The sequence below is a fragment of the Streptomyces sp. TRM68416 genome (assembly GCF_014596915.1).
In the GTDB taxonomy this organism is placed as follows: domain Bacteria; phylum Actinomycetota; class Actinomycetes; order Streptomycetales; family Streptomycetaceae; genus Streptomyces.
This window is the reverse complement of record NZ_JACVWU010000016.1, coordinates 144105-158089: the sequence shown is the minus strand read 5'-3', so window position 1 is coordinate 158089 and position 13985 is coordinate 144105. Positions and strand designations below refer to the sequence as shown.

Annotated in this window: 10 protein-coding genes; all 10 read left to right on the top strand. The window is 71.4% G+C overall.

Annotation, left to right across the window (positions count from 1 at the left end):
- The first annotated feature begins 131 nt into the window (after positions 1-131).
- The 10 genes from ICC28_RS25080 (at position 132) to ICC28_RS25035 (ending at position 13673) form a co-directional block, all read left to right on the top strand.
- Positions 132-1337: a hypothetical protein gene (locus ICC28_RS25080; protein ID WP_223189387.1), complete on the top strand. Its 1206-nt coding sequence runs from the start codon at positions 132-134 to the stop codon at positions 1335-1337.
- Positions 1337-3535, top strand: a complete 2199-nt coding sequence (locus ICC28_RS25075; RefSeq protein ID WP_188290955.1) for a glycosyltransferase — start codon at positions 1337-1339, stop codon at positions 3533-3535. The genes ICC28_RS25080 and ICC28_RS25075 overlap by 1 nt, the downstream gene beginning before the upstream one ends.
- Complete coding sequence (locus tag ICC28_RS25070; protein WP_188290954.1) at positions 3532-4836, top strand: acyltransferase family protein; 1305 nt, start codon at positions 3532-3534, stop codon at positions 4834-4836. Before ICC28_RS25075 ends, ICC28_RS25070 begins: the two co-directional genes overlap by 4 nt.
- Before the next feature lie 200 nt (positions 4837-5036).
- Positions 5037-5822, top strand: coding sequence for a hypothetical protein (locus tag ICC28_RS25065; RefSeq protein ID WP_188290953.1), 786 nt, complete (start codon positions 5037-5039; stop codon positions 5820-5822).
- Between the two features lie 166 nt (positions 5823-5988).
- Entirely contained in the window at positions 5989-7371 is a 1383-nt protein-coding gene (locus ICC28_RS25060; protein WP_188290952.1) for a nitrate/nitrite transporter, read from the top strand.
- 131 nt (positions 7372-7502) lie between these two features.
- The gene (locus tag ICC28_RS25055; RefSeq protein WP_188290951.1) at positions 7503-8660 is read left to right on the top strand and encodes a uroporphyrinogen-III synthase; all 1158 of its coding nucleotides are present in this window, start codon (positions 7503-7505) and stop codon (positions 8658-8660) included.
- Positions 8661-8970: 310 nt separating this feature from the next.
- Positions 8971-9573, top strand: a complete 603-nt coding sequence (locus tag ICC28_RS25050) for a CGNR zinc finger domain-containing protein (protein ID WP_188290950.1) — start codon at positions 8971-8973, stop codon at positions 9571-9573.
- 258 nt (positions 9574-9831) lie between these two features.
- Positions 9832-10416 carry a sigma-70 family RNA polymerase sigma factor gene (locus ICC28_RS25045; RefSeq protein WP_188290949.1) on the top strand — a complete coding sequence of 195 codons (585 nt, stop codon included), beginning with the start codon at positions 9832-9834 and terminating at the stop codon, positions 10414-10416.
- 50 nt (positions 10417-10466) lie between these two features.
- The gene (locus ICC28_RS25040; RefSeq protein WP_223189385.1) at positions 10467-11240 is read left to right on the top strand and encodes an anti-sigma factor family protein; all 774 of its coding nucleotides are present in this window, start codon (positions 10467-10469) and stop codon (positions 11238-11240) included.
- A gap of 63 nt (positions 11241-11303) precedes the next feature.
- Positions 11304-13673, top strand: a complete 2370-nt coding sequence (locus tag ICC28_RS25035; protein WP_188290947.1) for a HelD family protein — start codon at positions 11304-11306, stop codon at positions 13671-13673.
- Positions 13674-13985: the final 312 nt, after the last annotated feature.

The following is a 13985-nucleotide window of genomic DNA, read 5'->3' as shown; positions in this document are numbered from 1 at the left end:
GTACGCTACATTCGTGGCCTGAGCACGGTGTGATAAAGGGGGCGCTCGGACCGAGTGGGGGCTCGGTGCGATCGACGGGTGCTCAGTGTCGTACGCGCACCCGGAACGGTCCCTTGGGGGGATGTGTGCGCGTGAAGAACTGGCGAGAAGACGCCCAACCGGAGTGGCCTGAAGTGGCGTCCGGGACGCAGCCGACTCCGGCTGCGAAGGGTGGCACCCCGGCGTCCGGCGGTACCCAGGAGTTTCCGGCGACCGGCGGGACGGCGGTGCCGCAGCCGGGCGGATCGGAGCCGACCGAGGTGCTCGGACAGGCCGGCCGGGTCCCCGGACAGCCGGGCCTGAACGGCCTCCTCTCGGCCTTCGACAGATTCGACAACACCGAGGTGCTGCCGCAGACCCACGGCCGTACCGGACCGGGGACCGACGAGACGGCGGTGCTGCCGACGGCCGGCGGAGGGCGGGGCGGCGGTGCCGAGGTGCCCCGGAGCCCCGGCCGGCCCGAGGCGTTCCCGGCGGCGGCCCCCGCCTCCGTCCGCGACCCCTGGCAGGAATCGGAGCCGGAGCCGCAGCCGGGTGATTCCGGCGCCACCCACGACCCGCACGAGGTCACCGTCCAGCTCGACGGCATCGGTCTCCAGCTCGACGGCATGATCCGCGCGGCCAAGGGCGGACCGGCCGGCGGAGCCGAGAGCTCCGACGGGCCGGTCTTCGTGGACGAATCGGGCCGGCGCAGCCGCCGCTTCCGCCGACTGGGCATGGCCGTCGGCATCGCCTGCGCGGTCTACGCCGTCGTCATCGTCGCCACCCTGCTGTCCGGCAACTCCAACGCGCCCTGGCTCCCCGTCCAGAGCCCGAAGGACGAGCAGCCGGCCGGCCAGGTCGACACGCCCGCGCTGCCCGAGGAGTCGGTGGCACCGACCGCGACCGACGAGTCCGGCCTCGGTACCAGCCCCTCGGTGAGCGACGGAGTCACCTCCTCGCCCGGCTCCACCGCCGTCGCCCCGGACGCCTCCGCCACCGCCGAGGAACCGGGCGCGACCACAGCCCCCGAGCCGACGGCGACCAAGCCGACGACGGACCCCGGCACGGAGCCGACGACGGACCCCGAGCCGACGGCGACGAAGCCGACCACGCCCACGGCCGACCCCGACCCGACGGACGAGCCCACGACGCCCGGTCCGACCGAGACGGAGGGCGAGGACGGTCCGGGCGGCACCGGAGCCGACAACGTCGCCGCCGGCCCGCCCACCCCTGCGCCGATCACCACCGAGGGCCCCGCCGAAGAACCGGGACTCATCGCAAGCCCGCACGACCCGTCCCCGGAGCACACCCTCTGATGGCATCCCGCACCCGCCGTCGCCGCGCCGCACACCAGGCCGCCGGCGGCCCCCGGCGCCGCCGCCTGCCCATGCGCCTGCTGCTGCCCCTGCTCGTCCTCGCCGCACTGATGGCGATGCTGATGCTGCGGGGGTACGTGCACAGCGAGATCCTCGCCGACCACCGGGTCCAGCCGGCCGCCGCCTCCGACAAGGTCCCGGAGGAGATCCTCAAGGGCGGGCCGGTCATCGACACCCGCAGCGGCCGCACCGAGAGTCTGGACATGCCGGACCGTCGGCTCGTCCTCACCTTCGACGACGGCCCCGACCCCGAGTGGACGCCCAAGGTCCTGGACGTGCTGAAGAAGCACGACGCGCACGCCGTCTTCTTCGTCACCGGCACCATGACCTCGCGCCACCCGGACCTCGTGAAGCGCATGGTCGACGAGGGCCACGAGATCGGCCTGCACACCTTCAACCACCCCGACCTCTCCTACCAGACGAAGAAGCGGATCGACTGGGAGCTGTCGCAGAACCAGCTGGCGATCAGCGGCGCGGCCGGCATCCGTACCTCCCTCTTCCGGCCGCCGTACTCCTCCTTCGCCGCCGCCATGGACAACAAGTCCTGGCCGGTGACCGAGTACATCGGCACCCGCGGCTACATCACGGTCGTCAACAACACCGACAGCGAGGACTGGCGCAAGCCCGGCGTCGAGGAGATCATCCGCAAGGCCACCCCCAAGGGCGGCAAGGGCGCGATCGTCCTGATGCACGACTCCGGCGGTGACCGCCACCAGACCGTCGAGGCGCTCGACCGGTTCCTGCCGCAGATGAAGTCCCAGGGCTACGAGTTCGACAACCTCACCGAGGCCCTCGGCGCGCCCAGCGCGCACAGCCAGGTCACCGGCATCGACCACTGGAAGGGCAAGGCGTGGGTCTTCCTGGTCCAGGCCTCCGACAACATCACCGCCGTCCTGGTGGTCGGGCTCGCGATCATCGGCTTCCTGGTCATCAGCCGCTTCGTGCTGATGCTCGTGCTGTCCGCCGTGCACGCCCGCCGGGTGCGCCGACGCGGCTTCCGCTGGGGACCGCCGGTCACCGAGCCGGTGTCGGTGCTGGTGCCTGCGTACAACGAGGCCAAGTGCATCGAGAACACCGTCCGGTCCCTGATGGCGAGCGAGCACCCGATCGAGATCCTCGTCATCGACGACGGCTCGACCGACGGCACCGCGCGGATCGTGGAGGCCATGGGCCTGCCGAACGTGCGGGTGGTCCGCCAGCTCAACGCGGGCAAGCCGGCGGCGCTCAACCGGGGTCTGGCCAACGCCCGCTACGACATCATCGTGATGATGGACGGCGACACGGTCTTCGAGCCGTCCACCGTCCGTGAACTCGTCCAGCCCTTCGGCGACCCGCGCGTCGGCGCCGTCGCCGGCAACGCCAAGGTCGGCAACCGCGACTCCCTCATCGGCGCCTGGCAGCACATCGAGTACGTGATGGGCTTCAACCTGGACCGCCGCATGTACGACGTGCTGCGCTGCATGCCGACGATTCCCGGCGCGGTGGGCGCCTTCCGCCGCACGGCGCTGGAGCGGGTCGGCGGCATGAGCGACGACACGCTCGCCGAGGACACCGACATCACGATGGCGATGCACCGCGACGGCTGGCGCGTCGTCTACGCCGAGAAGGCCCGCGCCTGGACCGAGGCACCGGAGACGGTCCAGCAGCTGTGGTCCCAGCGCTACCGCTGGTCGTACGGCACCATGCAGGCGATCTGGAAGCACCGCAGGGCGCTGGTGGAGAGCGGCCCGTCGGGCCGCTTCGGCCGGGTCGGCCTGCCGCTCGTGTCGCTCTTCATGGTGCTGGCCCCGCTCCTGGCCCCGCTCATCGACGTCTTCCTGCTCTACGGCCTCATCTTCGGCCCCACACAGAAGACGATCCTGGCGTGGCTGGGCGTCCTGGCCATCCAGGCCGTCTGCGCCGCGTACGCCTTCCGTCTCGACCGGGAACGCATGACCCACCTCATCTCGCTCCCGCTGCAACAGATTCTCTACCGCCAGCTCATGTACGTCGTGCTGCTCCAGTCCTGGATCACGGCGCTCACCGGCGGCCGGCTGCGCTGGCAGAAGCTGCGGCGCACCGGCGTGGTCGAGGCGCCGGGAGGCCCGGTACCGCGCCAGCGGGTGGACAGCGGCAACGATCGGAGGCCGGTGGGATGACGCACGGATACCCGACGGGGACGGCCGGTACCGGCCCGGAGCCCCAGCCGTACGGGGCGCCGTACGAGCCGTACGAGCCCTACGGCGTCCCGGAGCAGCGCACGACGGAACCGGCGCCCGCGCCCGCTCCCGCGCCTGCCGATCCTCCTGCTCCGGCGAAGAAGCCGGGCCGCGACCGCTACCTGGACCTGCTCCGCTCCATCGCCCTGGTCCGAGTCGTCGTCTACCACCTCTTCGGCTGGGCGTGGCTGACGGTCCTGTTCCCGTCCATGGGCGTGATGTTCGCGCTGGCCGGATCGCTGATGGCGCGCTCGCTGAACCGCCCGGCGTGGGGCGTGATCAAGGGCCGGGTCCGCCGTCTGCTGCCCCCGCTGTGGGCGTTCAGCGCGGTGGTGCTGACGCTGATGTTCGTGGGTGGCTGGAACCCGACGAAGAACACGGAGGACAGCCCGACCTGGGCCCTCCTCGAACTGGTCAACTACATCATCCCGATCGGCGCCCCGCCGTTCCCCTGGCACATCGGCTCCCAGTCGGGCCTGCTGGAGGACACCTGGGCGGTCCAGGCGGCGGGCCCGCTCTGGTACCTGCGCGCCTACCTGTGGTTCGTGATCGCCTCCCCGCTGCTCCTGTGGGCGTTCCGCAGGGCACCCTGGCCGACGCTGCTGGCCCCGCTGGCCCTGACGGCGGTGGTGGGCACGGGCATCGTCAAGATCCCCGGCGAGACCGGCAACGCGGTCACCGACTTCGCGGTCTACGGCGGCTGCTGGGTCCTGGGCTTCGCCCACCACGAGGGACTGCTGGCGAAGATCCCGCGCTATGCCGCCGTGTCCGGCTCGGCGCTGGTGATGGCCTTCGGCCTGTGGTGGGCCTCCGGCCACCTGGGCGCGGACGGCTGGGACCTGAACGACATCCCGCTGGCCCAGGCGACCTGGTCCTTCGGTTTCGTCGTCATCCTGCTGATCTACTCGCCGTCCTGGCAGGAGCTGCCGGGCCGCCTGGCCAAGTGGGACAAGCTCGTCACGCTCTCCAACAACCGCGCGGTCACGATCTACCTGTGGCACAACATGCTGATCATGGCCACGGTCCCCATCCTCGACCACCTCTACCAAATACCGTTCATGCAGGGCGAACGCGCCGTCGCCGCCCTCGACTCCACCTACCTCATCTGGATGTTCTTCCTGGTCTGGCCCCTCATCGGCCTGACCGTCCTGGCGGTGGGCTGGATCGAGGACCTCGCGGCCAAGCGCTCGCCCCGCCTGTGGCCGAACGGCACGGGCGGCAACCGCAGACGCCGCGCCTGACGCAACTCGGGGCCCGCCTCTCCAGGAGGCGGGCCCCGAGCGTTGGAGACCACGACGGGGCGATGACGGAACGGGCCACCTGGTGTTCCGGTACGGGGTGCCGCTTCCCGCCCACCGAGGTTTCCTCTGTCATGTCCCCATGGAACACTGGCCCGCGTTGCGCAAGTGAACGGGGTGGCCCGGGTGGGGAGTGGGTGCTGATGAGCAAGCGGCAGGTGCGGAAGATGCTGGGGCTGATGGCGAGCGGGGAGCCGGTGCAGCTCACCAGTCCCATGGCCTCCGTGAAGAAGCTCGCCCGGCTCGCCTTCATCGCCCAGCAGTTCGGGTACGAGTACATGGACGTACGGCAGAGCGGCGGCCGCAACAACGCGCTCGTCATGCTGATCGCACCCGACCCCAGCCCCCAGGCACGCACCCGGGCCGCGCAGAACTGGGCGCAGTACCCGAACGCCGGCGACGGGGTGTCCGTACCGCCGCTCGTCCCCGACGCCTTCGAGCTGCTCAAGGCCCGCATCAACTTCGACCTCACCGGCAAGCAGGCCGAGAAGAGGATGTGGTGGGGAGCGGGCGGTATCACCCTCGGCTTCGTGATCGGCATCGCACGGGCCGGTGGGGACGCCGACGCGGTCCTCTACGGCGGTCTCGGCTGGGCCGGGCTCATGGGGCTGCTCGCGATCGGGCTCGTCGTGACGCGCAAGCGCAACGCCAAGTTCGCCGCGCGGCTCCAGGCCGCCGGGTTCCATCCGGTCACGGACGAGTCCGGGCGGCTGCGGTATCTGCCGCCGGGGGCGCAGGTGCCGGGGCAGGGGAATCCGTTCGCGGCGGGGCCGTACGGGAATCCGGCTCCGGCTCCGGGCCCTGCTCCCTACGGCAACCCGGCTCCGTACGGCGCTCCCCAGCCCTCGTATCAGCAGCCGTACCAGCAGTACCCGCCGCAGCAGCCCTACCCCCAGCAGAACCCCCACTGGCAGCCGCCGCAGCGCTGAGTGGGTCGCCTCCGTCTCGTGAACCTCTCATCCCACCTCCTCACGAGGTGAGAGCAAAGTTCCTTTCCGGTCACCCAGTGCCACAGGCCGGAAACGCGCTCTCCCTACCTTCGGGACTCATACCGCTCACCGAACCACCCGAGCCCCGGAGCACCGTGGAGGCGTCATGACAGCCCCTAGCACAGCCCCCGCCGCGAGCAGGGGAGGCCGCTGGATCGATCACTGGGATCCCGAGGACGAGGCCTTCTGGAACGAGAAGGGCGAGAAGATCGCCAAGCGGAACCTGTTCTTCTCGGTCCTCTCCGAGCACATCGGGTTCTCGATCTGGACCCTGTGGTCCGTGATGGTGCTGTTCATGGGCCCGGAGTACGGGCTGACCCCGGCGGACAAGTTCACCATCGTGTCGATGGCGACGCTGGTCGGCGCCCTCGTCCGGGTGCCGTACACCTTCGCCGTGGCGCTCTTCGGCGGACGGAACTGGACCATCATCTCGGCGGCCATGCTGCTGCTGCCGACCGTCGCCGCCTTCGCCGTGATGGAACCGGGGACGTCCTTCACCACGTTCCTGCTGTGCGCGATGCTCGCCGGTGTCGGTGGCGGGAACTTCGCCTCCAGCATGACCAACATCAACGCCTTCTTCCCCCTCCGCAAGAAGGGGTGGGCGCTCGGTCTGAACGCCGGCGGCGGCAACATCGGCGTACCCGTGGTGCAGCTCGTCGGTCTCGCGGTGATCGGCGCCAGCGCCGGGCCGCGCGTGCTGCTCGGCATCTACATCCCGTTCATCGTCGTCGCCGCCGTCCTCGCCGCGATGTACATGGACAACATCTCGTCGGTGAAGAACGACACCGGCGCCGCCTGGGACGCGGTGAAGGAGGGGCACACCTGGATCATGTCCTTCCTCTACATCGGGACGTTCGGGTCGTTCATCGGCTACAGCTTCGCCTTCGGCCTTGTGCTCCAGACGCAGTTCGGCCGTACGCCGCTGCAGGCCGCGTACGTCACCTTCATCGGCCCGCTGCTCGGCTCCCTGATCCGTCCCGTCGGCGGCTGGCTCGCCGACAAGTACGGCGGCGCGAAGATCACGCTGTGGAACTTCGTCGCCATGGCCGCCGCGACCGCCGTGATCGTCGTCGCCTCCATGCAGGAGTCGCTGCCGCTGTTCACCACCGCGTTCATCGCCCTGTTCGTGCTGACCGGCCTCGGCAACGGCTCCACGTACAAGATGATCCCGGGCATCTTCCAGGCCAAGGCGCTGGCCAAGGGGCTCGCCGGTGAGGAGGCCGCGGCGTACGGCCGCCGGCTCTCCGGCGCCTCCATGGGCCTGATCGGCGCGGTGGGCGCGCTCGGCGGACTCGGCATCAACCTCGCCTTCCGCCAGTCCTTCCTCTCCGTGGGCTCCGGCACCGGCGCCTTCGTCGCCTTCCTCGCCTTCTACGGCGTGTGCTTCGCGGTCACCTGGGCCGTATACCTTCGCCGCCCGGCCGTCGCGAACACCCCGGCCGAGGCGACCGCCGAGGCGAAGCCGCAGCTCAGCTATGCCGAGGTGTGAGCCGGTGTGACGTAACACCGGCGACATGAAGCCGAACCGAGCCTGTCACGCACCATTGACAGGCTCGATCGGCATGCGGGTCACACGACCTCCATACAGGTGCAAACGACTCGAAGTGCGGGACGAGAGTTATGTACGACGAACAGCAGAAACCCGAGAACGCGCACGGCCGCCTAGCCGGTTTCACCGTGGGCGTGACCGCCGCGCGCCGAGCCGACGAACTGGGGGCGCTGCTCCAGCGGCGCGGTGCCGCCGTCCTGCACGCGCCCGCCCTGCGCATCGTGCCGCTCGCCGACGACGGTGAGCTGCTCGCCGCCACCAAGGAGATCGTCGACCAGGTGCCGGACGTGGTGGTCGCGACGACCGCGATCGGTTTCCGGGGGTGGGTCGAGGCGGCCGACGGCTGGGGGCTCGGCGAGCATCTGCTCGACCGGCTGCGGGGCGTCGAGCTGCTGGCGCGCGGACCCAAGGTCAAGGGGGCGATCCGGGCCGCCGGGCTGACGGAGGAGTGGTCGCCGTCGTCCGAGTCCATGGCGGAGGTGCTCGACCGGCTGCTGGAGGAGGGCGTCGACGGGCGCCGTATCGCCGTCCAGTTGCACGGGGAGCCGCTGCCCGGGTTCGTGGAGGCGCTGCGGGCGGGTGGGGCGGAGGTCGTGGGGGTGCCCGTCTACCGGTGGATGCCGCCGGAGGACATCGGGCCGGTGGACCGGCTGCTGGACGCCACGGTCTCGCGCGGTCTGGACGCGCTCACCTTCACCAGCGCGCCGGCCGCGGCGTCGCTGTTGTCGCGGGCGGAGGAGCGGGGGCTGCTGCCGGAGCTGCTCGACGCGCTCAACCATGATGTGCTGCCGGCGTGTGTCGGGCCGGTGACGGCGTTGCCGTTGCAGGCGCGGGGGGTCGACACGGTGCAGCCCGAGCGGTTCCGGCTCGGGCCGCTGGTGCAGTTGCTGTGCCAGGAACTGCCCGCGCGGGCACGGGCGTTGCCGATCGCGGGACACCGGGTGGAGATACGGGGGCACGCGGTGCTGGTGGACGGGGCGCTGCGGCCGGTTCCGCCGGCCGGGATGTCCCTGCTGCGGGCGCTGTCGCGGCGGCCGGGGTGGGTGGTGGCCCGGGCCGAGCTGTTGCGGGCGTTGCCGGGGGCGGGGCGGGACGAGCATGCCGTGGAGACGGCGATGGCGCGGCTGCGGACGGCTCTGGGGACGCCGAAGCTGATCCAGACGGTCGTCAAGCGGGGGTACCGGTTGGCGTTGGATCCGGCGGCGGACGCGAAGTACGCGGACGCGTAGGCGGGGGTTTGCGTCCCCCCGGCGCCAGCAGGTACCCCGGGTTGCGCCGGCCGGGGGTGGGTCGCGCGGCCCGGCGCTGACGGGGCGCCGCCTGCGCCCACCCTCCCCCACGCTCGGCTTCGCTCGCGCGGGGGGACCCCCATCGCCCCAGGCGGCACGCATGCCCGCAGGATGGACGGTGTGGCGCGGCGCTGCCCGGCGTGGCCTCGTGGGGGGGTGAGGGGTTCCGGGTGGGGGAGTGGGCAGGCACTGTGGGAGGGGACGGCTCGGGTGGGTCGGGCCGGGGTGGAGCCTAGGCGGTGACAGGCACATGGCACTGGGTACGGCCACGGTCTCGTACGAGCTGCGCTTCGATGCCGGACGGATCTGTCTGGACCTCCTCGCGACCACCCACCCCGTGGAACGGCTGGACTCCGTGCAGGTGCTGTGCGCCTGGATCACCGGCTCCGGCCTCGTCCCGCCGGGGACGGTGCTCACGCACGCCGACGCCTCCTGGCTGGTGGGCTTCCGGGAACTGCGGGGAAGGGTCGGGCAGTTGGTGCGCGGCGCGCTGCAGGCCGAGGAACGGTCCCGGCGGTCGTACGACCGCGCCCTCGCCGGTGTGAACGACACCGCTCGTGCCGCGCCGCCCGCCCCGCGCGCGGTCCGCGCCCAGGACGGTCTGCTGGTGCGGGAGTTGGCGCGGCCGCCGGAGCGGGCGGCGCTGCTCGGGGCGGTCGCCCGGGACGCCGTGGAGCTGCTCACCGATCCCGTCGCGCGGGCCGGGCTGCGGCAGTGCGAGGGCGACAACTGCCCGATCGTCTACCTGGACACCTCGCGCGGGCGCCGCAGGCGCTGGTGCTCCAGTGAGGTCTGCGGAAACCGCGAAAGAGTCGCCCGGCACCGCCGCCGCGCCGCCCTCTCCCGGACCTGAGAGTCCGTTATGCGCCTTCTGCGACACGATTGTTGAAGTGATTTCGATTACACCGCGTTTATCTTGCGCATCTCCGGGTTCGTCGACTCGATCTCTCTTCTGTGGCAGAAATGTAAAGACATAGAGGGGGGAATGTGTGCCCATGTCCCCCTCGTCATGTCACCCGGAAGAAAACTGTCACCTCACTTTGAACACTCAACGGGCCCGCGCCGTACCGGTTGTTGAGCGACCGACTGGGGGAACCCCCGGACACCGGAGGTGGGCGTGCGCAAGGATGCGGCCGTGGCCAAGGAACGTGGAACGAGGGCCCGACATCGCATGTCCCAGCCCTCGGTGGAACCTGACGAGGAGTTGATGCGTGCCCTGTACAGAGAGCACGCGGGACCCCTGCTCGCGTACGTCCTCCGGCTGGTCGCCGGTGACCGGCAGCGCGCCGAGGATGTCGTGCAGGAGACGCTCATCCGTGCCTGGAAGAACGCCGGTCAGCTCAATCGAGCCACCGGTTCGGTACGCCCCTGGCTGGTGACGGTCGCGCGCCGCATCGTCATCGACGGCCACCGCAGCCGGCAGGCCCGGCCGCAGGAGGTCGATCCGTCGCCGCTGGAGGTCATCCCCGCGGAGGACGAGATCGACAAGGCGCTGTGGCTGATGACGCTGTCGGACGCACTCGACGACCTGACCCCCGCCCACCGGGAGGTGCTCGTCGAGACGTACTTCAAGGGGCGTACCGTCAATGAGGCGGCCGAGACGCTGGGCATACCCAGCGGCACCGTGCGCTCGCGGGTGTTCTACGCCCTGCGGTCGATGAAGCTGGCGCTGGAGGAGCGGGGGGTGACGGCGTGATGAACACATACGGGGGATACGGAGCAGGGGGTCCGGGTATGTCTGGCCCCATGCAGGGATCTTCGGGCGGCTCCGGTGCGAGCGAGCACGAGACCGTCGGCGCCTACGCACTCGGCATTCTCGACGACACCGAGGCAACCGCTTTCGAGGCGCACCTCGCGACCTGCGAGTGGTGCGCCCAGCAGCTCGACGAACTCGCCGGGATGGAGCCGATGCTGGCCGCCCTCGCGGACCTGCCCGGATCCGGCACGCCCGCCATCGGCGAGTCGCTGTCGGCGAAGCCGAGCCCGCGCCTGGTGACCAAGCTGGTCGACGAGGTGGCCGAGCGCCGCGCGCTCACCCGCCGCCGCAGCTTCTACATGGTGGCCGCGGCGGCCGCGCTGATCATCGGCGGCCCGGTCGCCGCGATCGCGACCACCGGCGACGGCGGCGGTACGTCGAACGAGGCGGCCCACGAGACCAGCCCCGCCAAGGCGGCCTTCGACGTCATGACGCAGCGGGTCTCCGGCCGGAACGCCAGCACCAAGGTCTCCGCGACCGTCGCCATGGAGCCGAAGGCCTGGGGCACCCACGCCGTGCTGGAGCTGAAGAACGTCACCGGACCCGAGAAGTGCTCCCTGATCGCCGTAGGGAAGAACGGCGAGCGCGAGACGATCACCTCCTGGTCCGTGCCGAACTGGGGCTACGGCATCCCGAACGCCAAGACCGAGCAGGCCCGCCAGCCGCTGTACGTGCACGGCGGCGCCGCCTTCACCCCCGACGAGATCGACCACTTCGAGGTCATGACGTTCGACGGCAAGAGGCTCGTCGACGTCGACGTGTAGCTTCCCGCACGGGCCCCCTTCGCGTACGGTTGACGGCTGCCCAGCACGTCAGAAGGGGGCCCGGTGGCCGCTCAGGCTCAACAGGAAACCGCGGTCGGCGCGGTCCCGGACTCGGTCCGGGACCGTGAGATCAGCGTCGAACAGGAACACCTGGACCGGGTGTACCGACGCCTTGAGGAGAAGATCCACGAGGCGGAGTTCCTCATGCACGACGCGGCCAAGCGCGGCCAGGTCGGCACGCCCGGCGCGCTGGCCGAGCGCGATGCGCAGGTCTTCCGGGCGGGCGTCCACCTGAACCGGCTGAACAACGAGTACGAGGACTTCCTCTTCGGCCGGATCGACCTCCTGCTCGGCAAGGACGGCAAGAAGGGCCCCGACGGCGCCTACACCGCCGTGGAACCGGCCGAGGGCGCGGTACGGGACGACAACACCGCCGACATCGCCGAGACCCTGCACATCGGCCGGATCGGTGTCCTCGACCACGACTACGCGCCGCTGGTCATCGACTGGCGGGCGCCCGCCGCCGCCCCCTTCTACCGCTCCACCCCCGTCGACCCCGGCCGGGTCGTGCGGCGCCGGGTCATCCGCTCCAAGGGGCGCCGGGTCCTCGGCGTCGAGGACGACCTGATGCGCCCCGAGCTCAAGGCCTTCCTCGACGGCCGGGAACTGCCCGTCATCGGCGACGGCGCCCTGATGGCCGCCCTCGGCCAGGCGCGCACCCACACCATGCGGGACATCGTCGCCTCCATCCAGGCCGAGCAGGACCTCGTCATCCGCGCCCCCGCCGCCTCCGTGACCTACGTCGAGGGCGGCCCCGGCACCGGCAAGACGGCCGTCGCCCTGCACCGGGCGGCCTACCTCCTCTACCAGGACCGGCGCCGGTACGCGGGCGGCATCCTGATCGTCTCCCCGACCCCGCTGCTGGTGGCGTACACCGAGGGCGTGCTGCCCTCGCTCGGCGAGGAGGGCCAGGTCGCCATCCGGGCCATCGGCTCACTCGTCGACGGCGTCGAGGCCACGCTCTACGACTCCCCGGCCACGGCCCGCGCCAAGGGCTCCTACCGCATGCTCAAGGTGCTCAGGAAGGCGGCGCGGGGAGCGCTGGAGCTGGGCCGGCCGGGACCGGCCACCGGGCAGCTCGCCTTCGGGGAGGACGCTGACGAGGCTCCCTCACAGGCCCCCGCCGGGCCCCCGACCCGGCTGCGCGTCGTCGCCTTCGGGCGCCGCCTCGAGCTGGAGGCGGACGCGCTGGAACGTATCCGCCGGGCCGCCCTCGGCGGTACCGCCCCCGTCAACCTGCTGCGCCCGCGCGCCCGCAAGCTGCTCCTGGACGCCCTGTGGGAGCAGTCCGGGGCCGCCGCCCGGCACACCGACCCCGAGCTCGCCGCCGAGCTGCGCTCCTCCTTCGACGAGGACGTGACCGGCGAGGACTCCTTCACCGAGTTCCTCGACGCCTGGTGGCCCGAGCTGACCCCGAAGGCCGTGCTGTCGGCCATGGCCGACGAGAAGCGGCTCGGCCGCTGGGCCCGGCGCGTGCTCAACCCCGGCGAGGTCCGCCGCGTCGCCCGCTCCCTGCGCCGCGACGGCTACTCGGTGCACGACATCGCCGTACTCGACGAGCTCCAGGCGATCCTCGGCGCCCCGGCCCGGCCGAAGAAGCGGCGCGAACTGGACCCGCTGGACCAGCTCACCGGCCTGGAGGAGCTGATGCCGGTGCGCGAGGAGACCCAGCGCGAGCGCGCCGAGCGCCTCGCCCAGGAGCGCGTCGAGTACGCCCATGTCATCGTCGACGAGGCCCAGGACCTCACGCCCATGCAGTGGCGGATGGTCGGCCGCCGCGGCCGGCACGCCACCTGGACGGTCGTCGGCGACCCGGCCCAGTCCTCCTGGTCCGACCCGGACGAGGCCGCCCAGGCCCGCGACGAGGCCCTCGGCACCCGCCCGCGCCGCCGCTTCGAGCTCACCGTGAACTACCGCAACCCCGCCGAGATCGCCGAGCTGGCCGCGAAGGTGCTGGCCCTGGCCATGCCCGGCTCCGAGGCGCCCTCCGCGGTGCGCTCCACGGGCGTCCGGCCGCGGTTCGCCGTCGTCCGGGACTCGCTCGCCCACACGGTCCGCGAGGAGGCGGCCCGGCTGCTGGAACAGGTCGACGGCACGGTCGGCGTGGTCGTCGCCATGCAGCGCCGCGCGGAGGCGGCCCGCTGGCTCGCCGGACTCGGCGACCGGGTGGTGGCCCTCGGCAGCCTGGAGGCCAAGGGCCTGGAGTACGACGCGACGATCGTCGTGTCGCCCGCGGAGATCGCCGACGAGTCACCGGCCGGCCTGCGCGTGCTCTACGTCGCCCTCACCCGTGCGACCCAGCAGCTCACGGTCGTGTCGGGGGAGCGGGACGAGCCGGACGCGACCGGGGTTCCGGACCTGCTCAGGGACTGACTCCCGGGACGGGAATGGTCTTGGGGGATCGGTTTGTTAGCCTGGGTGTGGCACCGGCCCGATCCAAGCCCCCGGGCCCAACCTTCGTCGCTACGAGCGACCACTTGCCGCGAGGCGAGCATGGCGGGTCGGTGTCATTGAACGGCGTCATTGCAGAAGAGGCCCACGTCACCCAGTGTGACGTGGGCCTCTCTCTTTGGACCGCCTTCTGGGCCGCCTTGGGGTGCATCGATCGATCACCTCTCGTATGGTGGAAGTCGTTTTCCGAAATCGATGCCCGTCCATGAACAAAAAGAGCGCAATCCTGGGCGG